Annotated in this window: 25 protein-coding genes, 1 tRNA gene and 1 pseudogene; 11 read left to right on the plus strand and 16 right to left on the minus strand. The window is 67.3% G+C overall.

The annotated features are described in order from the left end of the window. Nucleotides 1-119: 119 nt before the first annotated feature. Both purU and ACREYQ_RS10575 read right to left on the minus strand, forming a co-directional pair. Entirely contained in the window at nucleotides 120-986 is an 867-nt protein-coding gene (gene purU, locus ACREYQ_RS10570) for a formyltetrahydrofolate deformylase (protein WP_432257568.1), read from the minus strand. A 90-nt stretch (nucleotides 987-1,076) separates the two neighbouring features. Then, nucleotides 1,077-1,976 carry a DUF4743 domain-containing protein gene (locus tag ACREYQ_RS10575; protein ID WP_432257569.1) on the minus strand — a complete coding sequence of 300 codons (900 nt, stop codon included), beginning with the start codon at nucleotides 1,974-1,976 and terminating at the stop codon, nucleotides 1,077-1,079. A 56-nt stretch (nucleotides 1,977-2,032) separates the two neighbouring features. Here ACREYQ_RS10575 and glpK point away from each other — a divergent pair, with 56 nt between their 5' ends. The 4 genes from glpK to ACREYQ_RS10595 all read left to right on the plus strand — a co-directional run bounded on the left by glpK (nucleotide 2,033) and on the right by ACREYQ_RS10595 (nucleotide 6,123). After that, complete coding sequence (gene glpK / locus ACREYQ_RS10580; protein WP_432257570.1) at nucleotides 2,033-3,604, plus strand: glycerol kinase GlpK; 1,572 nt, start codon at nucleotides 2,033-2,035, stop codon at nucleotides 3,602-3,604. A gap of 36 nt (nucleotides 3,605-3,640) precedes the next feature. Next, nucleotides 3,641-5,245, plus strand: coding sequence for a glycerol-3-phosphate dehydrogenase/oxidase (locus ACREYQ_RS10585; protein ID WP_432257571.1), 1,605 nt, complete (start codon nucleotides 3,641-3,643; stop codon nucleotides 5,243-5,245). A gap of 28 nt (nucleotides 5,246-5,273) precedes the next feature. Continuing rightward, nucleotides 5,274-5,651, plus strand: coding sequence for an MliC family protein (locus ACREYQ_RS10590; RefSeq protein WP_432257572.1), 378 nt, complete (start codon nucleotides 5,274-5,276; stop codon nucleotides 5,649-5,651). 91 nt (nucleotides 5,652-5,742) lie between these two features. Beyond that, nucleotides 5,743-6,123: a hypothetical protein gene (locus ACREYQ_RS10595; RefSeq protein ID WP_432257573.1), complete on the plus strand. Its 381-nt coding sequence runs from the start codon at nucleotides 5,743-5,745 to the stop codon at nucleotides 6,121-6,123. Nucleotides 6,124-6,168: 45 nt separating this feature from the next. Here the strand turns inward: ACREYQ_RS10595 and ACREYQ_RS10600 are convergent, their stop codons facing one another. The 6 genes from ACREYQ_RS10600 to ACREYQ_RS10625 all read right to left on the minus strand — a co-directional run bounded on the left by ACREYQ_RS10600 (nucleotide 6,169) and on the right by ACREYQ_RS10625 (nucleotide 8,653). After that, a complete protein-coding gene (locus tag ACREYQ_RS10600; RefSeq protein ID WP_432260397.1) occupies nucleotides 6,169-6,459 on the minus strand; it encodes a hypothetical protein in 291 nt (96 codons plus the stop codon). Nucleotides 6,460-6,556: 97 nt separating this feature from the next. Further along, complete coding sequence (locus ACREYQ_RS10605; RefSeq protein ID WP_078197054.1) at nucleotides 6,557-6,781, minus strand: hypothetical protein; 225 nt, start codon at nucleotides 6,779-6,781, stop codon at nucleotides 6,557-6,559. Nucleotides 6,782-6,895: 114 nt separating this feature from the next. After that, a complete protein-coding gene (locus ACREYQ_RS10610; protein ID WP_432257574.1) occupies nucleotides 6,896-7,318 on the minus strand; it encodes a YXWGXW repeat-containing protein in 423 nt (140 codons plus the stop codon). Nucleotides 7,319-7,451: 133 nt separating this feature from the next. Beyond that, complete coding sequence (locus tag ACREYQ_RS10615; protein WP_114132475.1) at nucleotides 7,452-7,655, minus strand: hypothetical protein; 204 nt, start codon at nucleotides 7,653-7,655, stop codon at nucleotides 7,452-7,454. Nucleotides 7,656-7,722: 67 nt separating this feature from the next. Next, nucleotides 7,723-8,127, minus strand: a complete 405-nt coding sequence (locus ACREYQ_RS10620) for a lysozyme inhibitor LprI family protein (RefSeq protein ID WP_432257575.1) — start codon at nucleotides 8,125-8,127, stop codon at nucleotides 7,723-7,725. A gap of 64 nt (nucleotides 8,128-8,191) precedes the next feature. Further along, entirely contained in the window at nucleotides 8,192-8,653 is a 462-nt protein-coding gene (locus ACREYQ_RS10625) for a CopD family protein (protein WP_432257576.1), read from the minus strand. A 219-nt stretch (nucleotides 8,654-8,872) separates the two neighbouring features. On the opposite strand from ACREYQ_RS10625, the gene ACREYQ_RS10630 reads away from it, so the two are divergent. The 3 genes and pseudogenes from ACREYQ_RS10630 to ACREYQ_RS10640 form a co-directional block, all read left to right on the plus strand. Further along, nucleotides 8,873-9,475, plus strand: a complete 603-nt coding sequence (locus tag ACREYQ_RS10630) for a YfiR family protein (protein ID WP_432257577.1) — start codon at nucleotides 8,873-8,875, stop codon at nucleotides 9,473-9,475. Next, nucleotides 9,472-10,737 carry a diguanylate cyclase domain-containing protein gene (locus ACREYQ_RS10635; protein WP_432257578.1) on the plus strand — a complete coding sequence of 422 codons (1,266 nt, stop codon included), beginning with the start codon at nucleotides 9,472-9,474 and terminating at the stop codon, nucleotides 10,735-10,737. Before ACREYQ_RS10630 ends, ACREYQ_RS10635 begins: the two co-directional genes overlap by 4 nt. A gap of 7 nt (nucleotides 10,738-10,744) precedes the next feature. Beyond that, nucleotides 10,745-10,828 (plus strand): annotated as a pseudogene (locus ACREYQ_RS10640) (OmpA family protein); the annotation flags it as partial. A 10-nt stretch (nucleotides 10,829-10,838) separates the two neighbouring features. Here the strand turns inward: ACREYQ_RS10640 and ACREYQ_RS10645 are convergent. The 7 genes from ACREYQ_RS10645 to acs form a co-directional block, all read right to left on the minus strand. Next, entirely contained in the window at nucleotides 10,839-11,120 is a 282-nt protein-coding gene (locus ACREYQ_RS10645; protein WP_432257579.1) for a hypothetical protein, read from the minus strand. A 215-nt stretch (nucleotides 11,121-11,335) separates the two neighbouring features. Beyond that, nucleotides 11,336-12,184, minus strand: coding sequence for a D-amino acid aminotransferase (locus ACREYQ_RS10650; protein ID WP_432257580.1), 849 nt, complete (start codon nucleotides 12,182-12,184; stop codon nucleotides 11,336-11,338). A gap of 202 nt (nucleotides 12,185-12,386) precedes the next feature. Further along, complete coding sequence (locus ACREYQ_RS10655; RefSeq protein ID WP_432257581.1) at nucleotides 12,387-12,704, minus strand: PXPV repeat protein; 318 nt, start codon at nucleotides 12,702-12,704, stop codon at nucleotides 12,387-12,389. A 391-nt stretch (nucleotides 12,705-13,095) separates the two neighbouring features. Next, on the minus strand, nucleotides 13,096-13,698 hold the full coding sequence (locus ACREYQ_RS10660; protein ID WP_432257582.1) for a BON domain-containing protein: 603 nt from the start codon (nucleotides 13,696-13,698) through the stop codon (nucleotides 13,096-13,098). Nucleotides 13,699-13,929: 231 nt separating this feature from the next. Next, nucleotides 13,930-14,020: transfer RNA gene (locus ACREYQ_RS10665), tRNA-Ser, on the minus strand. Nucleotides 14,021-14,102: 82 nt separating this feature from the next. Beyond that, complete coding sequence (locus ACREYQ_RS10670) at nucleotides 14,103-16,154, minus strand: VC_2705 family sodium/solute symporter (RefSeq protein ID WP_432257583.1); 2,052 nt, start codon at nucleotides 16,152-16,154, stop codon at nucleotides 14,103-14,105. 101 nt (nucleotides 16,155-16,255) lie between these two features. Then, nucleotides 16,256-18,238: an acetate--CoA ligase gene (gene acs, locus ACREYQ_RS10675; RefSeq protein ID WP_432257584.1), complete on the minus strand. Its 1,983-nt coding sequence runs from the start codon at nucleotides 18,236-18,238 to the stop codon at nucleotides 16,256-16,258. A gap of 309 nt (nucleotides 18,239-18,547) precedes the next feature. Between acs and ACREYQ_RS10680 the strand changes: the two genes are divergently transcribed. The 3 genes from ACREYQ_RS10680 (at nucleotide 18,548) to murI (ending at nucleotide 22,267) form a co-directional block, all read left to right on the plus strand. Then, on the plus strand, nucleotides 18,548-19,507 hold the full coding sequence (locus tag ACREYQ_RS10680; protein ID WP_432257585.1) for a DMT family transporter: 960 nt from the start codon (nucleotides 18,548-18,550) through the stop codon (nucleotides 19,505-19,507). Between the two features lie 205 nt (nucleotides 19,508-19,712). Beyond that, entirely contained in the window at nucleotides 19,713-21,236 is a 1,524-nt protein-coding gene (locus tag ACREYQ_RS10685; RefSeq protein ID WP_432257586.1) for a fumarate hydratase, read from the plus strand. Between the two features lie 221 nt (nucleotides 21,237-21,457). Continuing rightward, a complete protein-coding gene (murI, locus tag ACREYQ_RS10690; RefSeq protein ID WP_432257587.1) occupies nucleotides 21,458-22,267 on the plus strand; it encodes a glutamate racemase in 810 nt (269 codons plus the stop codon). A 13-nt stretch (nucleotides 22,268-22,280) separates the two neighbouring features. On the opposite strand, the gene ACREYQ_RS10695 is transcribed toward murI, so the two are convergent. Continuing rightward, nucleotides 22,281-24,581 carry an AAA family ATPase gene (locus ACREYQ_RS10695; RefSeq protein ID WP_432257588.1) on the minus strand — a complete coding sequence of 767 codons (2,301 nt, stop codon included), beginning with the start codon at nucleotides 24,579-24,581 and terminating at the stop codon, nucleotides 22,281-22,283. A 479-nt stretch (nucleotides 24,582-25,060) separates the two neighbouring features. Between ACREYQ_RS10695 and ACREYQ_RS10700 the strand changes: the two genes are divergently transcribed. Next, on the plus strand, nucleotides 25,061-25,720 hold the full coding sequence (locus ACREYQ_RS10700; RefSeq protein ID WP_432257589.1) for an energy transducer TonB: 660 nt from the start codon (nucleotides 25,061-25,063) through the stop codon (nucleotides 25,718-25,720). Nucleotides 25,721-25,727 lie beyond the last annotated feature (7 nt).

Consider the following 25,727-nt stretch of genomic DNA (forward strand, 5'->3'; position numbering starts at 1 on the left):
TGGTGACGTCGGGCGCTGGGGCAGTACCTGGCGTCTGCGCCATGGCACGCACCTGCCCTCTCCCCCGGCCCCTTTCCCGCAAGCGGGAGAGGGGAGCAAACCCCGGGGGAAACGAAGGATTACTTGAACACCACGGTCTTGTGGCCGTTCAGCAGGATGCGGTGTTCGGCATGCCACTTGACCGCGCGCGCCAGCGCCACGCATTCCACGTCGCGTCCCACGGCGGTCAGTTGCTCCGGGTCCATGCTGTGGTCCACACGCTCGATCTCCTGCTCGATGATCGGACCTTCGTCCAGGTCGGCGGTGACATAGTGCGCGGTGGCGCCGATCAGCTTCACGCCGCGGTCATGCGCCTGGTAGTAGGGCTTGGCGCCCTTGAAGCTGGGCAGGAACGAATGGTGGATATTGATCGCGCGCCCGGCCAGCTTGCGGCACAGGTCGTCGGACAGCACCTGCATGTAGCGCGCCAGCACCACCAGGTCGATCTTCTGCTCCTGCACCACGTCGAAGACGCGCGCTTCCTGCGCGGCCTTCTGCTCGGCCGAGGCGTTCATCAGCGGCAGGTGGAAGAACGGCACGTCATACGACGCCGCCAGCTGGTAGAAGTCGCGGTGGTTCGAGACGATGGCCGCGATCTCGACCGGCAGGCCGCCCACCTTGGCGCGGAACAGCAGGTCGTTGAGGCAATGGCCGATCTTGGACACCATGATCATCACGCGCGGCTTGACCGCGGCGTCGTTCAGCTCCCATTGCATGCCGAACTGGTCGCCCACCGGCGTGAACGCTGCCTTCAGCGTGTCCAGGTCCGGACCGCCGGCGGCCGGCGTGAAATGCACGCGCATGAAGAAGCGGCCGGTGAATTCGTCACCGTATTGGTCGGAATCGACGATATTGCAGCCGTGCTGGAACAGCAGGCCCGAAACGGCATGGACGATGCCCGGCTGGTCGGGGCACGAGAGGGTCAGGATGAATCCGGTGTTGCTCATGGTGTGTGGTTCTGTCGGAGTGGCGCGGCGCAGGGCCGGGGAAGCCAGGTCGGCAAGGTCGGCTCGGTCGGTACGCGAACAGGCGGGGGCTCAGGCGCGATGGCCGGCACCGAGCCAGCCACGCCGTCCAAGGGCATCCAGCGTCACCATTGTCGCATCGACCGTCATGGCGCCGGCCGACATGATAGCAAGCAATGCCGCCACGCCGACGCGCCGGTGCTCGCTGACCTCGCCGTCCTGGTTATGCGGCGTGAAGCCGGGCGGCAGCAGCAGGTCGTAGACATAGACCTGTTCCCACTGCACGCCTTCGGGCAGGTCGCGCAGCACCTCGATCACGCCGTGGGCCTGCGCGCCCTGCGCCAGGTCGGGCGGGATGCCGGACTCTTCCTCGCACTCGCGCACCAGCGTCGCCAGCGGATCGCTGCCGTGCGGCATGCCGCCGGCCACCAGGTTGTCCCACATGCCGGGGTCGACGGCCTTGGCCGGGCTGCGCCGCGAGATCCACAGCGCGGGGCCGCCCTCGGGCTGTGCACCCATCCCGCCATCGACAATGCCGTTCATGTGCGAGGCAAAGGTCAGCAGCCCGAGGAACCGCGCCGCGGCGCGCTCCACCACCGCGACCGCGGGCGCGTCCAGCGCGGGGGTCACCGCGAACAGTTCATCGCGCCAGCCGCGCACGTGGCCGGTATCGGCCAGTTGGCGGGCCAGCGCCTGCAGCGCGGCGCTGCGCGCGTTGAAATCGTCGCGCCCTGGCAGCAACGCCACGGCAGCGGTGCCATCGGCCAGGCGCTCGTCCGGCCCGAGCACGCCGCCCATGCCGCGCAGGATGCCGGCATGCGCGCGTGGCAGCCAGCCGACCTGCAGGCCGGACACCATCAGGCGCAGCTTGGTGGCGGGATCGAAGCCGCTGCGCGCCGCCAGCGAAGCGGCAATCCGCGCCGCCGGGGTGCCGGCGGCATCGGCAGCCGGCAGGAAAGACATTTCAGCCATCAGGAATCCATGCGCCGGCCGGGCCGGCGCGCTTTGTCATTGTCAGGATCGAACGCATGAACCAGCCAGCCGCGCAGGCCCAGCGCCCTGCATCGTCCCAGCTTCCCACCGAGCCGCAATATGTGCTGGCGCTCGACCAGGGCACCAGCAGCTCGCGGGCCATCCTGTTCGACCATGCCGGCAGCGTGGTGCGGCTCGCGCAGCGCGAGTTCCGCCAATATTACCCACATCCCGGCCATGTCGAGCACGATCCCCACGAGATCTGGCAGACGCAGCTGGCGGTGGCGCACGCGGTGCTGGCCGATGCCGGCATCTCGGCCTCGCAGGTGCGCGCCATCGGCATCACCAACCAGCGCGAGACCACCGTGCTGTGGGACCGCAAGACCGGCGAGCCGGTCGGCCGCGCGCTGGTCTGGCAGGACCGCCGCACCGCGCCCATGTGCGAGGCACTGCAGGCGGCCGGGCACGGCGAGCTGTTCCGCGAGAAGACCGGCCTGATCATCGACGCGTACTTCTCCGGCACCAAGCTGCGCTGGATGCTCGACAACATCGAAGGCGCGCGCGAACGCGCCCAGCGCGGCGAGCTGGCCTTCGGCACCGTCGACAGCTGGCTGATCTGGCAGCTGACCGACGGCGCGCGCCATGTCACCGATGTGTCAAATGCCTCGCGCACGATGCTGTTCAATATCCACAGCTTCGAATGGGACGACACGTTGCTGGCACTGCTCGACATCCCGCACGCGCTGCTGCCCGAGGTGGTTGAGTCCAGCGGCGAGGTGGCGCGCACGTCGGCGCGGCTGTTCGGCATGCAGATCCCCATTGCCGGCATCGCCGGCGACCAGCAGGCGGCTACCTTCGGCCAGGCCTGCCTGTCGCCGGGCATGGCCAAGAACACCTATGGCACCGGCTGCTTCCTGCTGATGAACACAGGCTCGCAGCCAGTGGTCTCGCGCAACCGGCTGCTGACCACGGTCGGCTGGCAGATCGGCGGCCAGACCCGGTACTGCCTGGAGGGCGGCGTGTTCATGGGCGGCGCCACCATCCAGTGGCTGCGCGACGGCCTGAAGATCATCAACAGCGCGCCCGAGGTCGAGCCGCTGGCGCGCCAGTGCGACGACACCGGCGGCGTGGTGCTGGTGCCCGCCTTTGCCGGGCTGGGCGCGCCGCACTGGGACGCCTTTGCGCGCGGCACGCTGGTCGGCATGACGCGCGGCACGGGCCGGCCGCAGATCGCGCGCGCGGCGCTGGAGTCGATCGCGCTGCAGAGCGTCGACGTGCTCGAGGCCATGCAGAAAGACGCCGGCATCTCGCTGGCCGAGCTGCGTGTGGATGGCGGCGCCTCGCGCAGCGACCTGCTGATGCAGATGCAGGCCGACCTGCTCGGCACCCCGGTGGTGCGCCCGCGCGTGACCGAAACCACCGCGCTGGGCGCCGCCTACCTGGCGGGGCTGGCCACCGGCTACTGGAGCGATCCGGCACAGATCGCGCAGCAATGGCAGGTGGAGCGGCGCTTCGAGCCAAACCTGTCGGCCGACGAACGCGGCCACCGGCTGGCGCGCTGGCACCGCGCCGTCGACCGTGCGCGCGACTGGGCGCGCGAGGACGAAAGCAACAGCAGTCACACCTGAGCGCCAGCCCGATCCGCACACACTTGAAACAGCGTCATGCAAAGAATTCCCCCCCCGATCCAGCCACCTGAGCGCGCGGCCCTGCTCGCCACGCTTGAGCGCGAGCCGCGCTGGGACGTGATCGTCATCGGCGGCGGCGCCACCGGCCTGGGCACTGCGGTCGATGCCGCCTCGCGCGGCTACCGCACGCTGCTGGTCGAAGCCGCGGACTTTGCCAAGGGCACTTCCAGCAAGGCCACCAAGCTGGTGCATGGCGGCGTGCGCTACCTGGCCCAGGGCAATATCAGCCTGGTGCGCGAGGCCCTGCACGAGCGCGGCCTGCTGGCGCGCAACGCGCCGCACCTGGTGTGGCCGCTGGGCTTCGTGGTGCCGGCCTACCAGATGTTCGACCAGCCCTTCTACGGTATCGGCCTGAAGGTCTATGACATGCTGGCCGGCAACCTCAACCTGGCCGGCAGCCGCTGGCTGAACCACCGCGAAGTGCTGGCCGCGGCGCCCAACCTGGCCGAGCATGTCGGCGGGCGTGCACTGCGCGGCGGCAACCTGTATTTCGACGGCCAGTTCGACGATGCCCGGCTGGCGGTGGCGCTGATGCGCACCCTGTTCGACGTGGGCGGCACCGCGATCAACTACATGCGCGTGACGGGCTTGAGCCAGCAAGGCGGCGTGATCAGCGGCGTGACCGTGCAGGATGCGCTCGGAGACGCCACCTTCCGGCTGCGGGCGGACTGCGTGATCAATGCCACCGGCGTGTGGGTCGATGCGATCCGCCAGATGGAAGACGGCCAGGCCCGCGCCATGGTCGCGCCCAGCCAGGGCGTGCACCTGACGCTGCCGCGCAGCTTCCTGCCGGGCGAGCGCGCCATCCTGATCCCCAAGACCGACGACGGCCGGGTGTTGTTCGTCGTGCCCTGGAATGGCCATACCATCGTCGGCACCACCGACACGCCGCGCCGCGACCTGCCGCTGGAGCCCGACGCCGGTGCCGACGATGTCGATTTCATCCTGGAAACTGCGTCACGCTACCTGGCCAGGGACCCGACCCGCGCTGACGTCACCAGCGTCTGGGCCGGCCTGCGGCCGCTGGTGCGGGCCACCGGCGAGGCCTCGACCGCGTCGCTGTCGCGCGAGCATACGATCCTGGTGTCCAGGGCCGGGCTGATCACCGTCACCGGCGGCAAGTGGACCACCTACCGCAAGATGGCCGAAGACGTGATCGAGACCGCGATCCAGCGCCAGATGGTGCGCGCGGCTCCGTGCGTGACCGCGGAGTTACCGCTGCACGGCGCCGCGGGCTTGCCCGCCGAGCTGCCGCCGACGGATGCAGGCTCACCGGACCGCTACTACGGCAACGAACTGGACATGCTGCGCGCGCTGCCGGGCCACGACCGGATGCTGGCGCCGGCATCGGGCCTGACCGAGGCCCATGTGCGCTTTGCCGCCCGGCATGAACTGGCCCGCCGGGTCGAGGACGTGCTGGCCCGCCGCAACCGCGCGCTGTTCCTGGACGCCCGGGCGGCCGTCGGCGCCGCCCCGGCCGTGGCCGCGATCCTGGCCGAAGAACTCGGCGAAGACGACGCCTGGCAGGCACGCGAAGTCGAGAGCTTCCGCACGCTCGCCGCCGGCTACATGCTCGGCTGATAAACCACCCATCGACCTACGCACAGCCATGACCCATCGCCCAATCCTGTCCTGCGCCCACACCGTGGCCCTGCTGGCAACCATCGGCGCCTGCGCCGCGGCCAACGCCGCCCGCGCCCCGGGCATCGACGGCGTGCGCTTCCCGGACGTGCGCACCGTGCGCTACCAGTGCGACGGCGGCAAGACGCTGTCCGTGCGCTATTTCAACAGCCCGGACAACCAGGCGGCGGTCTTCCGCCTGGAAGGCAAGCCGGTGCTGGCGGTCAGCACCGTGTCGGCCTCGGGCGCGCGCTATGTCGGCGGCCGCTACGAATGGTGGACCAAGGGCGAGGAAGGCACGCTGCGCGACCTGATGCAGGCCGAAAACGCCGCGCCGGCGCTGGCCAATTGCCATGCAAAGCCCTGAGCGGGACGCAAATGACACCGTCACGCCACGTCACCATTTGAGGCAGCGCCGTTCCGGGCGATAATGCGGGGATTGAATCAGGGAGAACACCATGGACGAGATTGAAGATCTGTCCGATCTGCCGATGCCCCGCTTTATCTGGGGCTTCGCCGTTATCGCAGGCAAAGGCGGCGAGGTCATGCACGACGAGTTCGAGTATCTGACCCACACCCGCAGCCCGCGCTTCACCTGCCGCGTGGTCGAGCTGGAGGACATGCCGGCGGAAAGCGGGGAAGACGCCATCGATGGCCGCATTGTCCATGAAGACGATCCGAGCCGGATGTTCTACATCACCGATGCCGGCATGGCGCTGGTCAATTTCCAGCTGTTCGACAAGATGCCCGACAAGCAGAAATTCAAGCGCATCTGCGACGAAGCTATTGCCAACTGGATGCTGCGCCGCGAATTCCTCGACGACGAGGAAGAGGACTAAGCCAGGGCGTCAGGCCAGCGGCGGCCGCGGCCGCCGCGCAAACGCTCAGGCCTGGCCTTGTTCCGGCGGCAATGCGCCGGTCAGCAGTTCATTGAGCAACCCGGTCATGCCACCCGGGTGATCGACGGCAAGCGCCTGCAGGCGCTTCACCAGCGTGCCGTCCAGCTTGCACGCAAAGGGCACCAGACCCTGCTCCTGGTCCAGCCGGCGCTGCTCGCGCCGGTCCGGGCGCGCCGCGCCGCCAGGCATGCCGCCCCGCCCCGCCGCAGCCTGCTTCAGGCTGTTGGCGATTTTCAGGCCCTTGTTCTTTTCCAGGTCCGTTTTCTTCACGGCAATATCCGAAAGTCTGTAGAGGCCGGTATTGTACGCACCTGCGGCGGCCACCGGCCGCCCCGCGGCTGGCGCCCCGCGCCGGTTGCGCCATCCGGTTGTGCTAGGCGTTGCTGACTTCGATCAGTTCGGCAGCCACCCGCTGGATTTCCGCATAGACCGGGATGGCGTCCATCGGGCCGGTGCAGCCCACTGCCGTGGCCTGGCTGGCATCGGCGCCGGGCGGCAGGAACACAAAGGCCATGCCGGGCTGCCAGCCGGGATGCTTGCGCAGGCTGTCATTGAGGATGTCGAGATACTGCGCGCGCGTGAAGACATGCTTAGCCATCACTCCCTCCGGGTATCCGCTGCCGATGCGCCGCGCTGGCGCGGTTGTCATGGCGGGGATCGTAGCATGGCAGGGCAGCCCGGCGTCACCGCGTGGCGCCGGGCCGCGGGCACATCAGCACTCGCCCTTCTTGGCGTGGCCGGGCGGGCAGTGGTAGCCCTTGTCCTTGTGGCCCTTGTCCTTGTAGCCCTTGTCCTTGTACCCGCCCTGGTCCCAGCGGCCCGGTACCAGCACCCAGCCGTCGCGCGACTGGATCCAGCGCGGCGACTCATAGATATAGCCAGGGCGTTCGCGTTCCCAGCGGCCCTTCTTCCACGCATGCTTGTGGTAGTGGTCGTCCCAGTCCCAGTAGCCGGGCATCCAGACATAGCCGGCGCGCGGCGCGGGCACGACCTCATAGACCGGGGCCGGCGGCGGTACGCCGATGGCAATATTGACCGAAACCTGGGCCATCGACGCGGCACTGAAGGTCAGGCCCGAACCCAGCAGGGCCGCCAGCAGGAGAGCCCTGGCCGGGCGCAGCGTGCGATCACTCATGGGAGTCCTTTCTTGTGGAGGAACATGCCCACAGTCTAGCGCTCCCTGATCCCATGGAATTGTAAGAATGGGTATCGGACGATCACAGAGATGCCGACGCGCAACACACGCTTGCGCGTGTGTGCGCGCGGCGCTAGTGATCCTCGGCCATCGCCTTGAGCTGGGCCTCGCCGGCGACCCGCGCGGCGTCCGAAGTGGTGAAGGTGTCGTCCGAAACGATGGCGCGCCGGACCTGCTGCGCGCCGAAATCCACCAGCGCGATCACCCACACATAGCGCCCCGCCTGGGGCGCGGTCTGCACGAATGCCTTCAGGTTGTTCCGCGATTCACTTGCCATGATCCATCTCCTGGTGAGACGTGCCGCAGCACAGGTGTCTGAGAACTCTAGCACAAGCCCCGCCAGCTCACCGGGCGGAAGCCTCGGTGGCAAAGGCACGCAGTTCGCGCACCCGGGCGGCCGTCATCTGCAGCATGCAGGTCGCCCCGGCCACCCGCGCGGCCGTGCCGCCGGTCGGATTGGCCACATAGGCGCAATTGGCCTGGCGGAATTCAAGCCAGACCCGCTGCGCCACCCGCAGCTGCCCGGTGCGGGGCGCTTCCAGCCGCCGCAGCAGGGCCTGGTAGGTACTGTTCAGCGCCGAGTCCTGGACCCGCGATTCCATCGCGGCACAGTTGAGCATGTCGGCGGTCGACACAGTCTTGGCCATGCAACGCTCGTATTCGTCGCTCAGGCCATCGTTTTCCGCGGCGCAGGCCGGTGCGGCCGCCACGGCAAGACCCAGGACGGCAAGACATGCGATGACGCGCATTGCGGCTCTCCCTTTTGCTTGGTGATGCCAATTAGTGCGGGGCCATGGCGGGACGTCTGCCCGCTCAGGCCAGCCAGCGCCCCAGCGTGGCCATGGCGATATTGACCAGCCCGAGCGCCAGGTTGGTGCCCACGGCCTGCCGGATACGGTTCAGCGCGGCACCGCCGGCCGGCCAGTCCTGGGCCTGCACGGCCTGGCCCAGCAGGCGATACGGCCCGAACCACACGTAGCAGAATATCAGGGTCATGACCAGCCCGGTCCCCAGCATCAGGTGCCAGTTGCGCGGGGCACCAGCCATGCCCACCGCGGCCATCATCGCCGCGCCGCTCAGCAGGATTGCGATCACCGCTGCCCACACCCAGGGGAAGAAGCGCGCAAACACGCCACGCCAGAGGCGCAGCCGCGCAGGTGGTTCCAGCACGCTGCCGGCCACGGGCCGCAGGCACAGGTAGGCGAAGAACATGCCGCCCACCCAGACGGCGACGCCGGCTACGTGCAGGAAGCGGAAAAGCGGGTCAGCAGTCATGGCGGCAGGCGGCGGCGAGGCGCGCGTTGGGGACGATGGCCCCATTCTAAGTGTTGTGTCCGCCACGGCGAAGCGCTGCGCGCGTGCAACACCGTTTTCGCGTCCTTCAGGAAATCGACGCGGAACCGATAAACATTTCGTATCAAGCCGCGCCACTCGCGGGGCTCCACGGATTACTGCTCATACCCACCACTTCGGGTCGATGAACGCCCCCAGAACATGGCTCCTGCCCCAGCCAGCCCCCCTCCGAATACAGCCCCTGTCTGGCGACGCCCGCTGCTGCGCCGTGGCCTGACGGCGCTGCTGCTCGCCGTGACACTGGCAGTGCTGCCGGCCATGCTGCCGCCAGTCGTGACCGCGCAGCCCGCGCCGCAGCGTACCGACCTGGTCGCGCGCGTGGTGCTCAGCCTGCTGGGCTACGCGCGCTGGCCGGTGGAGCGCGATCCCGTGCGGCTGTGTGTGGACAACGCCAGCCGCTATGCCGCGCGGCTGCTGGAAGGCGGCACGCTCACCAACGGACGGACCGTGCAAACCCGCCAGGTCGACGTGCTGGCCGACATGCTGCACCCGGCGTGCGATGCGCTGTATGTCGGCACGATGAGCGAAGCGCGCCGCAAGCGAATATCGGCCGAGCTGACCGGCCGCCCGGTGCTGGTGATCGCCGAGGAAGACTTCGAGTGCGAAGGCGGCAGCATGTTCTGCCTGAACATCCGCGACAACCAGGTTTCGTTCCGCGTCAACCTGGATGCCCTTGCCCGCAGCGGCGTGCACATGCACCCCAGCGTGCTGCAACTTGGCCGCCGCAAGGGGGCACCGTCATGAGCGCGCGCAAACCGTTGCGCGGCAATGGCCCGCGCCCCACCCTGTACAGCGTGTTGCGCCGCATTCACCTGGGCGTGGCGCTGATCGCCGTCTGCACCGCCGGGCTGTCGCTGAGCGCGATCGGCGTGACGGCGCTGCGCGTCTACGCCGAGCATAACGTGCGGCTGCTGGCCCGCTCCATCGCCTACACGCTGGAGGCGCCGGTCGTGTTCCGCGACCAGGCGGCCACCACGGAAACGCTGGCCATGATTGCCGCGTCCGAGGATATCGCGCGCGCCACCGTCTACGACCTCGACCACCATGTCCTGGCTGAGTGGCAGCGCCCCGGCCAGACACCGCTGACCGGCCCGCGTCACGCGCTGGGCGAATGGCTCGCCATGGATGCCGTCGAGCAACCAATCCTGCACCAGGCACAGCAGGTAGGCATGCTGCGCGTCAGTGGCGACCCTCGCTACCTGCTGCACTTCCTGCTGCAGGGCGCGCTGGGCCTGCTGGGCTGCCTGCTGCTGACCGCCGTCGGCGCGCACTACCTGGCCAGCCGGCTGCTGGTGCAGATCGTCGAGCCATTGCGCAACCTGATGCACGTGGCGCATGCGGTGCGCTCCCAGCGCGATTTCGCGCAGCGCACGCCGCCCGCCAGCATCGCCGAACTCAATGCGCTCAGCGAAGACTTCAACGGCCTGCTCGACGAGCTGCAGACCTGGCAGAACCAGATGCAGCACGAGAACCGCTCGCTCGCCCATCGCGCCAACCACGATGCGCTGACCGGACTGCTGAACCGCGCCGCCTTTGTCGAGGCGCTGGAGCACGCCGTGCGCCACGCCGCGGCCAACGACGAGTACGCAGCCGTGCTGTACCTGGACAGCGACGATTTCAAGCACATCAACGACCGGCACGGCCATGCGGCCGGCGACGCGGTGCTGGTAGCGGTGGCCCAGCGCATCCGCGCCAGCCTGCGCGCCGGCGACACCGTGGCGCGCATCGGCGGCGACGAGTTCGCGGTGCTGGCCGCGGCGCTGCGCGCGCCGCGCGATGCCATGCATATCGCCGACCATATCCTGCAGGCCATGGCCGCCCCCATCGGACTGCCCGGCGGCGCCACGGTGCAGGCCTCGCTCAGCATCGGCGTGGCCGTCTTCCCTGTCCACGCGCAAGGCAGCCAGGCACTGCTGCACGCCGCCGACGCCGCCATGTACGGCGCCAAGCGGCGCTCAGGCGGCATCTGGCAGAGCGCCGAGCCACGCCTGGACGTCACGCAGTGAGAACCCGAAGACCCGCCCGGCGGCCGGCAACCGCACCGCGGCAGGACGCGCCGAGAACCGGCGCGTAGCCATCATCGTCTGCGTCGATTGAGACCGCTCGTTCAGTCCCCGAAGGGATTGGGCGCGCGATTCTCCACAGCATCGTTCAGGTCGAACTCGTCGCGCACCTTGTCGACTACCTTGCGCACGCTGGCCTCGTAACCATGCACATGGGCGAAGCCGGTCATGTCCCAGTTGCGCCCGCGGGCGTCGCGCGGATGCGGCACCGGCGCCGGCGCCGGCACCCGGATCTTGGCGCCGTCTTCGCCGATTTCATAGATTTGCTGGATGCGCCGGCTCACCTCGTCCTGCAGGGCACGCCGGCCGCGCTCGCGCTTGGCCATGACAGTCTCCTGGCTGAATCCGAGCGCATCCTAGCACGCATGTGGGTGAGCATGAAGGGGGCTCAAAGGGCTAATGCCGTTCAGTTAGCGACTGTCGTTCCCGCGCAGGCGGCAACCCAGTGACTTCATCCCCGAAGGGGACGTGAAAGACGCTGGATTCCCGCCTGCGCGGGAATGACGGTAGGGCTTGAGACCTTAACTGAACGGCATTAGGCTCAAAGGGCCGCCTTGGCGGCCTGGTAAGCCGCGTAGAGCCGCACGAAGACCGGCCCCGGCACGCCCTTGCCAATCGCGCGGCCATCGATGCTCACTACCGGCAGCAATTCCTTGCTGGCCGACGACAGCAGCACCTCATCGGCCGCAAATACCTCTTCCTTCGCAATCCGGCGCGACGCCAGCGGAATCTCCATCGCCGCGCACATCTCTTCCATGAACCCGTAGCGGATCCCTTCCAGGATCAGGTTGTCCTTGGGCGGCGCCAGCACGCGGCCATCGCGCACCACCCACACATTGGACGCCGACGCCTCGGTCAGCCAGCCATCCCGGAACTGGATGGCCTCGGTCACCCCGCGCTCCGCCGCATGCTGCGCCGCCAGCACGTTGCCAAGCAGCGACGTCGACTTGATCTGGCAATTCAGCCAGCGCCGGTCCTCCATCGTCACGCACGCCACGCCCTGCTCAAGCATCTGCGCCGACGGCAACGCCATCGGACTGGTCATGATCAGCACCGTCGGCACGACCTCTTTCGGAAACGCATGCGTGCGCCTGGCCACGCCACGCGTCACCTGGATATAGACCAGCTGATCCGACAGGCCGTTGGCCTGGACCACTTCGCCAACCCGTTCCAGCCACTGCGCAACGCTATACGGATCGGGAATGCCGATGCCTTCCAGGCTGCGGTGCAGGCGCGCCAGGTGCTGGGCGCCACGGAACGGCTTGCGGTTGTAGTACGGGATGACTTCGTAGATGCCGTCGCCAAAGATGAAGCCGCGGTCGAGGACGGGGATGCGGGCTTCGGAGAGAGGGGTCAGGGTGCCGTTGAGGTGGACGACGGGGTCGGACATGGGCTTGCTGCGAGACCTTCGAAAGAGATGCCTGATTCTTTCACGGCAGCGCAAGCAGGGTTATGCAATTTGCGCATGAGGCTGGCCAATACGGCTGCCGAATGCGCCGGCGTTCGGGATCGCCGGCCGCGACTCGCCCGCCGCAACGTCGAACCCTCGGCAACCCCGGCCGAGGGCTTTTCATTGTCCGATAGCGCCAGCATCAATCATCATCGTCATCATGCCAGCGGTGCCACTTGCGATGGCGTTCCCGCCACTCGTGCTCTCTCCACCGCTGCTCACGCCACTGTTGCTCTCGCCACGCGCGTCCTTGCCAGTCATCGTAGTAGCCAGGCGCCACGACTACCGGGCGCGGAGCCACATAAACAGGAGCCGGCTCGTAGTACACGGGTGGCGGAGGCGCAGCGACGACGACACCAGGAATACCGATGCCAATGCCTACATCTACTCTTGCCTGCGCGGCGCCAGAGGCAAGCAGGGTTGCCGCAGCAATTGCACAAACTGCCAGGATCTTTTGCATGATGCTGTTCCGTCGATTGGTGCCAATACCTTAGGGCGTTATCGCCCTGATTGGTATGACCAGAACCTAAAGCTGGTTACCTCGTGTAACGGGGGGAGGTTGTGACGGTTGACCCTGGCGCCTGAGAGTCTTGTAAGGCTTTGTATCCGGTCCTTCCCAGGCTGACGCTATGGCGGCAAAGGGAGACGGGAGCCGCCGCTTCGTCCGTCGCATGGCAGCGACACCTCTATTTAGAGGGATGCGCGATCACAATGCTCTGTACGACCATTCCCCAGGGGCGGTTCCGCGACTCGCCCCATACCATTTCAGCCCTCGCCTACCCTGGCCGAGGGCTTTTCTTTATCCCGCCAGGCGCCGGAGTGCCATAGGGCCGCTCCCATGCCAGGCCTGGTCACTTGCCCTGCACCGAGCCCTCGGCCGCTTGCGCTTTCGTTCCGCCATGCCGCGACAGGTCTTTGCGAAACAGCGCATAAGGCACCCCCCGCTCGGGATGCGCGGTGGATTCGTCAATGACGCGCTCGACGTCAGGCACCTCGCGCAACGCAGCCATGAACGGTGCCACAGGAAAGCCCGGTGCCACGCAGCCCTGGATCAGTATCCAGCGCTGCCACACCGTCACCCACAAGGTACTCTGCCGCCACGCAGGCAAGTTGGCAGACAGCCATTGCAGCCGGCGGCGCGTGCTGTCGGCAATCTCATCATCGTAAGCGAAGGCATTCGGCAGGCGGCAGCGCCCTTCCAGCCAGCAGTGGTTGCCGTGCTCGATGCGATGATGCGAGTCGCGCTTCCACTCGGCTTCATTCACGCGTGGGCCGGCAGGTTCGGGGCAGTCAGGAATGGCCGAGGAGACCTGGAAGAACGGGTCATGACCGCGGTTCTGCAGGTCGTCATCGGCGTGAGTGCCCGGCGTCAGCAGCAGCAGCGCGCAAACGATGCCCCATCGGATCCTTGAGACAGAGCGCCGGCGGGGGAAGATCGACGTTGTGATCGCCATGGTTCACCTCGTTTCTTGCCCGGTGAAGTCTAGGATGTTCCGGCACCATCCGGCATTTGCTGATGGGATGGATGATGGGCTGGGAATGGGCCGCGCACTCACGGCAAGTGCCTGGCGAAAGTTTATCGAGGCGCTGCAGGCAAACAAAAAGCGCCAGGGGGAATGACCCACATGGCGCTTTATGACCCGGCAGTTAGCTCTTACAGAGCCCGCAAAGCCTTACAGAATAAGTGGCGGAGAGAGGGGGATTCGAACCCCCGATAGGCTATTAACCTATACACGCTTTCCAGGCGTGCGACTTAAACCACTCATCCATCTCTCCGGGAAGTCCGAGATTATAGCAGAGTTGTTCGACGAATCCAGTGCTTCGTCACCGTAACTCGCCCTACGCAACAGCCCCCGCCCTACCCCTTGCGCAGGTAACTCACCAGCCGGTCGATCACCGGCGCGTTGCGTGGCGTCATCAGGCTGACAAGGATCGCCACCGCAAAGCCCGCCGGCACACCGAAGGCGCCGGAGGCGATGGGGTCGACGCCGAACCAGCGGTTGCCGAAGATGCCGGTCATGCGGGTGAAGAACGGGTAGTTGACGAAGATGTAGTACACCGCCACGCCAAGCCCGGCCACCATGCCGGCGACGGCGCCGGCCGCGGTGGTGCGGCGCCAGAAGATGCCGAGGACCAGTACCGGGAAGAAGCTGGAGGCGGCCAGCGAGAAGGCGGCGCCGACCAGGAAGAGGATGTTGCCGGGGCGCAGCGATGTGACGTAAGAGGCGAAAAGCGCTACGGCCAGCAGCACGATCTTGGCGGTGGTGACGCGGCGCTGGTGGCTCGCTTCGCGGTCGACCATGTGATAGAAGACGTCGTGCGAGAGCGCGTTGGCGATGGTCAGCAGCAGGCCGTCGGCGGTGGACAGCGCCGCGGCCAGGGCGCCGGCGGCGATCAGGCCGGAGATCACGTATGGCAGGCCGGCGATTTCCGGCGCGGCCAGCACGATCATGTCGGGCTGCAGCAGGATCTCGGCCCACTGCACGATGCCGTCGCCGTTGACATCGCGGATGCTGAACACCGGTGGATCGACCTTGCGCCACTGCACCACCCACTGGGGCAGTTCGGCATAGGGGGTGCCGACCAGGTGCTGGAAGAACTCGTATTTCACCAGCGCCGCCAGCGTGGGCGCCGACACGTACAGCAAGGCGATGCAGAACACGGCCCAGGCCACGGAGTTGCGCGTTTCCTTGACCGACGGCGTGGTGTAGAGCCGCGTCAGGATGTGCGGCAAGCTGGCCGTGCCTACCATCAGGCAGAACACCAGCAAGACGAAATTGAGCCGCTTGGTCTTGCGCTCCTGCTCGGATGCCGCGGGATAGGGTTCGGTGGACGACAGCGAATTGCGGCTGCGCGCCAGCGCATCTTCGCGCTGCTGGTTCCATTGCTGCTGCGCGGCCGCGGCGTCGCGCGGGAATTCCAGCCGTTCCCGCTCCAGCGACTTGATCTCGCGCAGCGGGGCGTTGCGCGCGCGCAGGTCCTGCAGGCGCGCGTCGAGCGCGTCGCGCTCCTGCGCGAAGGACTCGGGCAGCCGGGCGATGCGCTCCTGCAGCAGGATGGCCTGCTGCCGGTAATACTCGCGCACGGCCTGCTCGGCGGGCTCGCGCTCCAGCTGCTGTTCGCGCGCGTCGAGCTGTGACAGCAGCGTGCCGTAGCTCAGCTGCGGCAGCGGTTCGTGATGATGCTTCCAGGCGATCATCGATACCGTGACCAGGAAGGCCACGATCATCATGATGTACTGCGCCACCTGCGTCCACGTGACCGCGCGCATGCCGCCCAGGAACGAGCAGACCAGGATGCCCGCCAGCCCGAAGAAGATCCCGACAGCGAACTCCACGCCGATAAAGCGCGTCACCACCAGCCCCACGCCCTGGATCTGCGCCACCAGGTAGACGAAGGAGCAGAGCGAGGCCGCCAGCACCGCGATCGCGCGCACCGGCAGGTTGCCGCCCGGCTTGCCGTTGCCGTAGCGCGCGGCGAGAAAATCCGGAATGGTGTAGCCGCCGTACTTGCGCAGGTACGGCGCCAGCAGGAAGGCCACCAGGCAGTAGCCGCCGGTCCAGCCCATCACGTAGGCCAGCCCTTCGTAGCCGGACGAAAACAGGATGCCGGCCAGGCCGATGAAGGACGCCGCGCTCATCCAGTCGGCGGCGATCGCCATGCCATTGAACAGGGCTGGCACGCGCCGCGCCGCAACGTAGTACTCGCTGAGATCCGAGGTGCGGCAGATCAGCCCGATGCAGGCATAGATCGCGATGGTGACGAACAGGAAGACGTAGCCCAGCCACAGCGCATCGGCATTGGATTTCTCCAGCAGCGCCATCATGCCGACGAAGCCGAACAAGCCCAGCGTGAACAGGCCGTAGTACAGCAGCAACCGTCGGCGAAAGCGCGACTGGGCTTCAGGCATGGGGACGGTCCGTGGTCGGTGGGGGGCTATCGTAACAAACCCGCCGGCGCGCGGGTGCGCGGCGGCGGGTTCAGGGTTGCGCTCAGGCTTGCGCTACCGGATCACTGGGCCTGCTTGAGCTGCTCCAGGATGGCCGGGTTCTCAAGCGTCGAAGTATCCTGCGTGATCTCCTCCCCCTTGGCCAGGGACCGCAGCAGGCGGCGCATGATCTTGCCCGAGCGCGTCTTGGGCAGGTTGTCGCCAAAGCGGATGTCCTTGGGCTTGGCGATCGGGCCGATCTCCTTGCCGACCCAGTTGCGCAGCTCGGTGGCGATCTTGACGGCCTCGTCGCCATCGGGGCGCGAGCGCTTGAGCACGACGAAGGCGCAGATGGCTTCGCCGGTCATGTCGTCGGGACGGCCGACCACGGCGGCTTCGGCCACCAGCGGGTTGGCTACCAGCGCCGACTCGATCTCCATGGTGCCCATGCGGTGGCCCGAGACGTTCAGCACGTCGTCGATGCGGCCCATGATGGTGAAGTAGCCGGTGTCCTTGTCGCGGATCGAGCCGTCGCCGGCCAGGTAGAGCTTGCCGCCCAGCTCTTCGGGGAAATAGCTCTTCTTGAAGCGCTCGGGATCGCCCCAGATCGTGCGGATCATGGCCGGCCACGGGCGCTTGACCACCAGGATGCCGCCGTTGCCGTTGGGCACGTCATGGCCGGTCTCGTCGACGATGGCGGCCATGATGCCCGGCAGCGGCAGCGTGCATGAGCCCGGCACCAGCGGCGTGGCGCCCGGCAGCGGCGTGATCATGTGGCCGCCGGTCTCGGTCTGCCAGAAGGTGTCGACGATCGGGCAGTTCTCGTTGCCGATGTTCTTGTAGTACCACATCCAGGCTTCCGGATTGATCGGCTCGCCCACGGTGCCCAGCAGGCGCAGGCTGGACAGGTCGTATTGCCTGGGGTGGATCTTCTCGTCGGCCTCTGCGGCCTTGATCAGCGAGCGGATCGCGGTCGGCGCGGTGTAGAAGATGCTGACCTTGTGGCGCGCGATCATGTCCCAGAAGCGGCCGGCGTTCGGGTACGTCGGCACGCCCTCGAACACCACTTGGGTGGCGCCGGCGGCCAGCGGCCCATAGGCGATATAGGTGTGGCCGGTGACCCAGCCAATGTCGGCGGTGCACCAGAACAGGTCGTCGGGCTTGATGTCGAAGCTCCACTTCATCGTCATCAGCGCCCACAGCAGGTAGCCGCCGGTGCTGTGCTGCACGCCCTTGGGCTTGCCGGTGGAGCCGGAGGTATAGAGCACGAACAGCGGATGCTCGGCGCCGACGGGTTCGGCCTCGCAGGTGTCCGGCTGGTTGGCGCTGACGTCTTCCATCCAGCGGTCGCGGCCTTCAGCCCACGCGACCTTGCCTCCGGTGCGGCGGTAGACAATCACGTTCCTGACGGCCTCGCAGCCGCCCAGCGCCAGCGCGTCGTCGGCGATGGCCTTCAGCGGCAGTGCCTTGCCGCCGCGCATCTGCTCGTCAGCGGTGATCAGCGCCACCGCGCCGACATCCACCAGCCGCTCCTGCAGCGACTTGGCCGAGAACCCGCCGAACACTACCGAGTGCGTGGCGCCCAGGCGCGCGCAGGCCTGCATCGCGACCACGCCTTCGACCGACATCGGCATGTAGATCACCACGCGGTCGCCCTTCTTGACGCCGAGCGACTTCAGGCCGTTGGCGAAGCGGCAGACCTTGCCGTGCAGCCCGCGGTAAGTGACACGGGTGACGGTGCCGTCATCGGCCTCGAACACGATCGCGACCTTGTCGGCGTTGCCGTTCTGCAGGTTGCGGTCCAGGCAGTTGTACGAAGCATTGAGCTCGCCGTCCTCGAACCACTTGTAGAACGGCGCGTCGCTCTCGTCCAGCACCTTGGTGAAGGGCTTGTTCCAGTGCAGCAGTTCGCGCGCGTGGCGGCCCCAGAAGCCTTCGTAGTCGCGCTCGGCTTCGTCGCACAGGGCGCGGTAGGCCTCCATGCTGGGGATCGCGGCCTGGCTGGCAAATGCCTCGGGCGGGTTGAACACGCGATGCTCTTGCATCACCGATTCGATGTTGGACATGGACTTGTCTCCTGACTTTGGACTGGCTTTGGCTGCCAAGGTACGCCCGACGGCTTACTTAAACCTGACGGTCGGCGCGGATATACGCCCGCACCGACGCCCACCCCGACGCTCACCCGCATGCTGCAGCGCAACAGGAAAGTCCCGCCGCCCGGCGCGAATGTGCTGCCTTCTCCATTAGGCTAGCACAGCTATAATGCCGCGGACCCGATACCCGAACGCGGCGCTCTCCCTTGCCGCATTCGACCGGCACCGAGGCTGCCGCGCCAGACGCCGGCCGGCCCGCCGGACCACCAAGGCAAGGTTCCCGTGCCCGCCAATGCGCCAGTTTTCGCACCTGTCTACGCCCTGTTCCTGATTGCCTCGATGGCGCTGGTCGGCAGCAATGTCGGCCTCGGCAAATCGATCATCGCGCATGTGCCGGTACTGCTGTTTGCGCTGCTGCGCTTTGCCATTGCCATTGTCTGCCTGGCGCCCTGGTACCGGCCCGCGCGCATGCGCCGGGTCTCGCGCGGGGAATGGCTGAACCTGTTCCTGCAGGCGTTCTTCGGCACTTTCCTGTTTACGCTGCTGATGCTCAACGGCGTGCGGCTGACCAGCGCCATGGCCGCCGGCGTGATCACCAGCACCATCCCCGCCACGGTGGCGATCCTGTCGTGGCTGCTGCTGCGCGAACGCCTGTCGCGGCGCACGGTGCTGTCGGTGCTGCTGGCCGTGGCCGGCATCGTGGTGCTCAACATCGCCCGGGGCGATTCCCACGGCGCCGGCAATGGCAGCCAGGCATGGCTGGGCAACCTGATGATCATGGGCGCGGTGGTATGCGAATCGATCTACGTGATCCTGTCGCGCCGGCTCACGCAGACCCTGGCCGCGATCGAGATCTGTGCCTATACGCATCTGATCGGCGGGCTGCTGATGCTGCCGCTGGGGCTGGTCCCGCTGCTGAACTTCGATGCCGCCGCGGTGCCGGCGCAGACCTGGCTGATGGTGCTGTGGTACGCGCTGTCGGCCAGCGTGTTCTCGTTCTGGCTGTGGATGAAGGGCATCCGTCATGTGCCGGCGCAGCTGGCGGGGGTATTCACCTCGGTGCTGCCGGTGGCGGCCGCCACCTATGGCATCGTCTTCCTGGGCGAGCAGCCTGGCTGGCCGCATGGGGTGGCGCTGGCGTGCGTGCTGGCCGGGATCGTGCTGGCCAGCTGGCCGGGGCGGCTGGCGCGCGCCGCCTGGCGCAGCAAACCCGCCGGCGCGGACGGCGGAGCCCCTGGCTGAGGGTCACTGCGGGCAAGATACAGGGCGTTTTGCCCTTGCCAGGCCGCGGCCATGTGCCGCGGTTTTTGCTTTCCGGCCGGCCACCACGCACCTGGCGGCGCTTGCCGCACATTATCGCTTGTGGACGGATGTATGCAGCCGGGCAGAGCGCCCCGGCTCAGTGTATGATTTCAGGCTGTGTTTCACCGCTGCCCTCCCCCACAAAATGACTGTCATCAAGCAAGAAGACCTCATCCAGAGCGTCGCCGACTCCCTGCAGTACATCAGCTACTACCACCCGATGGACTACATCACCAGCCTGGGCCGCGCCTATGAGCTGGAGCAGAGCCCGGCGGCCAAGGACGCGATTGCGCAGATCCTGACCAACAGCCGCATGTGCGCCGAGGGCAAGCGCCCGATCTGCCAGGACACCGGCATCGTCACGATCTTCGTCAAGGTGGGGATGGACGTGCGCTGGGACGGCGCCACCATGGGCCTGACCGACATGATCAACGAAGGTGTGCGCCGCGGCTACACGCACCCCGACAACGTGCTGCGCGCCTCGATCGTCAGCCCGCCCGAAGGCGCCCGCAAGAACACCAAAGACAACACCCCGGCCGTGATCCACTATGAAGTGGTGCCGGGCAACACCGTCGACATCCAGGTCGCGGCCAAGGGCGGCGGCTCGGAGAACAAGTCCAAGTTCGTGATGCTGAACCCGTCCGACTCGATCGTCGACTGGGTGCTCAAGACCGTGCCGACCATGGGCGCCGGCTGGTGCCCGCCGGGCATGCTGGGCATCGGCATCGGCGGCACCGCCGAGAAGGCGATGGTGATGGCCAAGGAATCGCTGATGGAGTCCATCGACATCCAGGACATCATCGCCCGCGGCCCGAAGGACTGGGTCGAGGAACTGCGCGTCGAGCTGTACGAGAAGGTCAACGCGCTCGGCATCGGCGCCCAGGGCCTCGGTGGCCTGGCCACCGTGCTGGACGTCAAGATCATGGCCAGCCCGACGCACGCCGCGTCCAAGCCGGTCGCCATGATCCCCAACTGCGCCGCCACCCGCCACGTGCATTTCACGCTGGACGGCAGCGGCCCCGCCAGGCTGGAAGCGCCTGACCTGTCGCAATGGCCGAAGGTGGAGTGGGCACCGAACACCGAGACCTCGAAGCGCGTCGACCTGAACACGCTGACGCCGGAAGAAGTGGCCTCGTGGAAGCCGGGCCAGACCCTGCTGCTCAACGGCAAGATGCTGACCGGCCGCGACGCCGCGCACAAGCGCATCGCCGACATGCTGGCCAAGGGCGAGAAGCTGCCGGTGGACTTCAAGAACCGCGTGATCTACTACGTCGGCCCGGTCGATCCGGTGCGCGACGAGGCGGTCGGCCCGGCCGGCCCCACCACCGCCACCCGCATGGACAAGTTCACCGAGATGATGCTGGCCGAAACCGGCCTGATCTCGATGATCGGCAAGGCCGAGCGCGGCCCGGTGGCGATCGAGGCGATCAAGAAGCACAAGTCGGCCTACCTGATGGCCGTGGGCGGCGCCGCCTACCTGGTGGCCAAGGCGATCAAGGAAGCCAAAGTGGTCGGCTTCGAGGACCTGGGCATGGAAGCCATCTACGAGTTCGACGTCAAGGACATGCCGGTGACCGTCGCCGTGGACAGCGAAGGCACCTCGGTGCACAAGACCGGCCCCGCCGAATGGCAGGCCAGGATCGGCAAGATCCCGGTCGCCGCGCTGTAAAGCCGGCACCCTCCTCACGGGAGGGTAGCGCCACCGCTTCCGGACACCACCTGCGTGCTCCCTCTCCCGCCGGCGGGAGAGGGTTGGGGAGAGGGCCGGAGTCCCAACGAAGTGCAGCGTATCGGTATGCCAGCGCCTGCCCTCACCCCCTGCCCCTCTCCCGCAAGCGGGAGAGGGGAGCAAACCACCAGCAAGTTCTTCGGCTTCGCTCCACCATCCTCGTGAACCCCGCACCCATCGGCGTCTTCGATTCGGGCCTTGGCGGCCTGTCCGTGCTGCGCGAGATCCGCGCGCAGCTGCCCCATGAATCGCTGCTGTACCTGGCGGATTCAAAATATGCGCCCTATGGCGAGAAGCCCGAGGCGTTCGTCGAGGCGCGCACGCTGCAGGCCTGCGAATGGCTGCTCGGCCAGGGTTGCAAGGCGCTGGTAATCGCCTGCAATACCGCCACCATGCATGCGGTGCAGACGCTGCGCGAACGGCTGGCAGTGCCGATCATCGGCGTCGAGCCCGGCCTGAAGCCCGCTGCCGCCGCCAGCCGCAGCAAGGTCGTAGGCGTGCTGGCCACCGCCAATACCCTCAAGAGCGCCAAGTTCGCGCGGCTGCTGGCATCGCTGGAAGGCGAAAGCCGCTTCCTGTGCGAGGCGGGCCTGGGACTGGTGTCACTGATCGAACAAGGCGAGACCGACGGCCCGGCCGTGCGCCAGCGCCTGGACGCCTACCTGACCCCGATGCTGGAAGCCGGCGCCGACACCCTGGTGCTGGGCTGCACCCACTACCCTTTTCTTTCCGGCACCATCCGCGCGATGGTGGGCGACCAGCTGGCGCTGGTCGATACCGGCAGTGCCATCGCGCGCCAGCTGGCGCGCAAGCTGGCCGAGCACAAGCTGGCCGCCGCGCCCGATGCCACCCCGCACGACCGCTTTGCCTCCACCAAGGACGCCGCGCACCTGCGCGCGATGGCAGCCACGCTGCTGCAGGTGGAAGCGGATACGGAAACGGTGGTGATCGAGCCGGCGCCGGCCCTCTGACCGGCGCCTTCCCTTACTGCAGGAAGCCCAGTGGCCGGTGCTCGCGCACCTCGGGCTTGATCGCATGCTCCTGGCGCAGCTGCGCCAGGAATTCATCGGGCGTCAGCGCCTCGCCCAGCAGCACGCACTGGCGCTTGACCGTGGCGAAGTCGCCCGGTGTCAGGCAATCCATTGCGTCCAGTTCGCGCCGCATGGCATCGGTCAGGCCGGCGGCGTCGCCGTCGAGCGCCTCGTCGACAAACATCGCCACGCGCTGCGCGGGCCTGAGTGCCAGGAAGCGGATCTTGAACGAGAAACGGCGCAGCGCGGCCTCGTCGATACGGTCGAACAGATTGGTGGTGCAGATAAAGATGCCGTTGAAGCGCTCCATGCCCTGCAGCATCTCGTTGACCTCCGAGATCTCATAGTTGCGCACCGCCTGCTGGCGGCTCTGCATGAAGCTGTCGGCCTCGTCCAGCAGCAGCACGGCGCCGTCCTCTTCGGCGCGCGCGAACATGGCGGCGATCTGCTGCTCGGTCTCGCCCACATACTTGCTCATCAGGTCCGAGGCGCGGCGGATCATCAGCGGCAGGTCCAGTTCCGCCGCCATATGCTCCGCCAGTGCGGTCTTGCCGGTGCCGGGCGGGCCGTAGAAACACAGCGTGCCGCGCTGGCGCACGCGCAGCGCGTCGACCATCTTGACCACCTCGTAGCGCGTTTCCAGATGCAGGTTCTCCAACCGGTAGTGCGTAACCACCGGACGCGCCTCGGCCTCGGGGCGCAGCCCCATGGCGCGGTCGGCGTGTTCCAGCTGGCGCAGGATCAGCGCCTCCACCGGCTCTTCCACATCGGGACGCGCCAGCTCGACAAAGCGCGCGGCCGACTGCACCTGCGCCGGCGTCAGCGTCTTGCGCCCGGCCAGGCCGGTGATAAAGGCATCGCTGACATCCAGCCCGCCCAGGTGCTTGCGGATGATGTTCTCGCGCACCAGCGGCGGCGGGATCTTCAGCTCAAGATGGAACTGGAAGCGGCGCAGGTAGGCGGGATCGATCTGCCGGATCGAATTCGAGATCCAGATCACCGGCACCGGGTTCTGCTCAAGCGTCTGGTTGACCCAGGCCTTGCCGTTGACCGAGGCGCGCGTGTCTTCCTGGCCAAACAGGCTCATCAGCTCGCGCGCGCTGCCGGGGAAGACGTCTTCCACCTCGTCGAACAGCAGCGCGGTATGGGCGCGCCCGCGCAGGAAGGCCTGCGACACCTGCAGCGAGCGGTAGCGGTCCTTGCCCGACAGGCTGTTGCCGTCGCGGTCCAGGCAATCCACCTCATACAGCTCGCAGCCGGCCTCGCGCGCCAGCAAGCGCGCGAACTCGGTCTTGCCGGTGCCGGGCGGGCCGTAGATCAGCACGTTGACGCCGCTGGCATGCTGGCGCGTGGCATTGGCCAGCAGCGCGCACAGGTAGCGGGCATCGGTCTCGACATGCGGGTAGTCGGCGGTGGTCAGCGTGGGCGGCGCGGCCGGACGCGTGAACACCGCCATCATCTCGGCCTCGTTGGCATAGTTGCCGAGCAGCACGTGCAGCAGCCGGTCGGACAGCCGCATCAGGTCGCCCAGGTCGGTCACGCTGTTTTCCGGCAGCGGCTGCTCGATCAGGTTCAGGGTCTCCAGCCGCGAGCCCGGCCGCAGCGAGGCGGCCACGTCGGCCGCGCCGGCGCCGGTCAGGCCGGCCAGGATCTGGAACGCCTCCTGGCTGTGCGCCACCTTGCAGTCGACCATCACCGCGCGCAGGTCGCGCTTGTACTTGGCCAGCGCCGCATACAGCAGCAGCTTGCGCTCGTGCTCGGGCAGGTCCAGCACATGGCTGAGCATATCGATATTGCGCACCAGCAGCACGCGCTCGCCCTCCAGGCGCTGGGCGATGGCGGCGGCCGACGCGTCGAACACGGCGAACATGTCCTTGGCGTGGTGCTTGACGTACTCGTCCAGGTAATAAAACAGCGCGCTTTCGTCGAAGGCGCTGTTCCACTGGCCGTGGCGGTCCAGGAATTCCTCAGGGGTCAGGCGGGCCGTGCCCTTCCAGGCCGGCATGTCGGCGCAGCGCGCGGCCAGGAAGCGCTGTACGCGCAGCACCACGCCGTATGGCCACACCATCTCCTGCGCGCTGACGGTCAGGACATCGTTGATATTGCTGCGCAGGTTGAAGCGCGGGCCCAGTGCGCAGACCACACGCAGGGCAAACTGGGCACACATCCAGTCCAGCGCCGAGCTGGACGACGTGCCAGGCATGGAGCGCAGAATCGTCGATCGGTCATCTTCAGCAAAACGTGTGAAGTCCATGGACGGGTCCCTGAATGCGCTATGCGCGATGGCGGGGCCGCAACCGGCGCACCGCCACGTCTGCTGTGTCTTCCTATGCTAGCGCGCTTTGACGCCACTCGCGCATGCCTGTGCACAACGGGCGCCGGCGATTGTGGCCTGGGGCACCGAAGCGCAGCCAAGTGCCAGGACGCCAACGCGCGCGCTACTGCCTCACCTCCGTAAGTACTGTCTGGACTAGCCGGTATAACGTGCCGGGATCGAAAATTCCAGTTGCGATGCACAAATCACAACAAATAAGAATCATTATCGTTTATACTGCGCAGCTGACACGCTGCCCCAGAGTGGCGCTCCCACGTCAACCCAGTTGAAGGAGCGTTTATCATGGAATTGCTGCTTAGCCTGCTGGTCGGTTGCGGCATCTCGCTGATCCTGTTCTATCGCAAATGACGCGCACAGCCGCTGCGGTGCCGCCGCCGGCAGACTTTTGTTGTTGACACATGTTCGACCAACGCTTCTTCAAGATTACGCTCGCCGTACTGCTGTTTCACGTCGGCCTGCTATACCTGATCCAGAGCGGCCTGGGCCGCAAGCTCACCGAGGCCGTGATCGCGCCCGAGATCATCGCGCGCATCATTCCGCTGGAGCCCCCCAAACAAGAAGCCCCGCCGGAGCCGCCCAAAGCCACGCCCAAGCAGGAAACCCCGCCCAAGCAGGTGAAGGTGACCACGCCCAGGCCGACCCCGCCGCAGCCCAGGCCGACCCCGCAGCCGGTGGCCAGCCTGCCGCCGACGCCGAATGCGCCCGAGGCTGCGCCCGCACCGCCGGCCCCTCCGGCACCAGCCCCTGAACCCGCCCCGGCACCGGTATCCGCCGCACCGCGCGCGGTCGGCATCGGCGAAATCCAGTGCACGCCGCCGCAGCCGAAGTATCCTTCCCAGTCACGCCGCATGGGCGAGACCGGCAAGGCCGTGGTGCGCCTGACCACCGACGAGAGCGGCAAGGTCGTGAAGACTGCCGTGGTGTCGTCGAGCGGTTCGTCGCGGCTGGACCAGGCCGCGGTGGAAGCCGTGCAGGGCATGCGCTGCAAGCCGTACATGGACAACGGCCGCGCCGTTGCCGTGACGGCGCAGCAGCCGATCGGCTTCGAACTGAACTGACCCCGGT

This window comes from Cupriavidus sp. TMH.W2 (genome assembly GCF_050847365.1).
Classification (GTDB): domain Bacteria; phylum Pseudomonadota; class Gammaproteobacteria; order Burkholderiales; family Burkholderiaceae; genus Cupriavidus.

What these genes read in the sequence shown, in the direction of transcription:
- purU (WP_432257568.1), bottom strand. Translation starts at nt 986, where the DNA reads ATGAGCAACACCGGATTCATCCTGACCCTCTCGTGCCCCGACCAGCCG.
- ACREYQ_RS10575 (WP_432257569.1), bottom strand. Translation starts at nt 1,976, where the DNA reads ATGGCTGAAATGTCTTTCCTGCCGGCTGCCGATGCCGCCGGCACCCCG.
- glpK (WP_432257570.1), top strand. Translation starts at nt 2,033, where the DNA reads ATGAACCAGCCAGCCGCGCAGGCCCAGCGCCCTGCATCGTCCCAGCTT.
- ACREYQ_RS10585 (WP_432257571.1), top strand. Translation starts at nt 3,641, where the DNA reads ATGCAAAGAATTCCCCCCCCGATCCAGCCACCTGAGCGCGCGGCCCTG.
- ACREYQ_RS10590 (WP_432257572.1), top strand. Translation starts at nt 5,274, where the DNA reads ATGACCCATCGCCCAATCCTGTCCTGCGCCCACACCGTGGCCCTGCTG.
- ACREYQ_RS10595 (WP_432257573.1), top strand. Translation starts at nt 5,743, where the DNA reads ATGGACGAGATTGAAGATCTGTCCGATCTGCCGATGCCCCGCTTTATC.
- ACREYQ_RS10605 (WP_078197054.1), bottom strand. Translation starts at nt 6,781, where the DNA reads ATGGCTAAGCATGTCTTCACGCGCGCGCAGTATCTCGACATCCTCAAT.
- ACREYQ_RS10610 (WP_432257574.1), bottom strand. Translation starts at nt 7,318, where the DNA reads ATGAGTGATCGCACGCTGCGCCCGGCCAGGGCTCTCCTGCTGGCGGCC.
- ACREYQ_RS10615 (WP_114132475.1), bottom strand. Translation starts at nt 7,655, where the DNA reads ATGGCAAGTGAATCGCGGAACAACCTGAAGGCATTCGTGCAGACCGCG.
- ACREYQ_RS10620 (WP_432257575.1), bottom strand. Translation starts at nt 8,127, where the DNA reads ATGCGCGTCATCGCATGTCTTGCCGTCCTGGGTCTTGCCGTGGCGGCC.
- ACREYQ_RS10625 (WP_432257576.1), bottom strand. Translation starts at nt 8,653, where the DNA reads ATGACTGCTGACCCGCTTTTCCGCTTCCTGCACGTAGCCGGCGTCGCC.
- ACREYQ_RS10630 (WP_432257577.1), top strand. Translation starts at nt 8,873, where the DNA reads ATGGCTCCTGCCCCAGCCAGCCCCCCTCCGAATACAGCCCCTGTCTGG.
- ACREYQ_RS10635 (WP_432257578.1), top strand. Translation starts at nt 9,472, where the DNA reads ATGAGCGCGCGCAAACCGTTGCGCGGCAATGGCCCGCGCCCCACCCTG.
- ACREYQ_RS10645 (WP_432257579.1), bottom strand. Translation starts at nt 11,120, where the DNA reads ATGGCCAAGCGCGAGCGCGGCCGGCGTGCCCTGCAGGACGAGGTGAGC.
- ACREYQ_RS10650 (WP_432257580.1), bottom strand. Translation starts at nt 12,184, where the DNA reads ATGTCCGACCCCGTCGTCCACCTCAACGGCACCCTGACCCCTCTCTCC.
- ACREYQ_RS10655 (WP_432257581.1), bottom strand. Translation starts at nt 12,704, where the DNA reads ATGCAAAAGATCCTGGCAGTTTGTGCAATTGCTGCGGCAACCCTGCTT.
- ACREYQ_RS10660 (WP_432257582.1), bottom strand. Translation starts at nt 13,698, where the DNA reads ATGGCGATCACAACGTCGATCTTCCCCCGCCGGCGCTCTGTCTCAAGG.
- ACREYQ_RS10670 (WP_432257583.1), bottom strand. Translation starts at nt 16,154, where the DNA reads ATGCCTGAAGCCCAGTCGCGCTTTCGCCGACGGTTGCTGCTGTACTAC.
- acs (WP_432257584.1), bottom strand. Translation starts at nt 18,238, where the DNA reads ATGTCCAACATCGAATCGGTGATGCAAGAGCATCGCGTGTTCAACCCG.
- ACREYQ_RS10685 (WP_432257586.1), top strand. Translation starts at nt 19,713, where the DNA reads ATGACTGTCATCAAGCAAGAAGACCTCATCCAGAGCGTCGCCGACTCC.
- ACREYQ_RS10695 (WP_432257588.1), bottom strand. Translation starts at nt 24,581, where the DNA reads ATGGACTTCACACGTTTTGCTGAAGATGACCGATCGACGATTCTGCGC.
- ACREYQ_RS10700 (WP_432257589.1), top strand. Translation starts at nt 25,061, where the DNA reads ATGTTCGACCAACGCTTCTTCAAGATTACGCTCGCCGTACTGCTGTTT.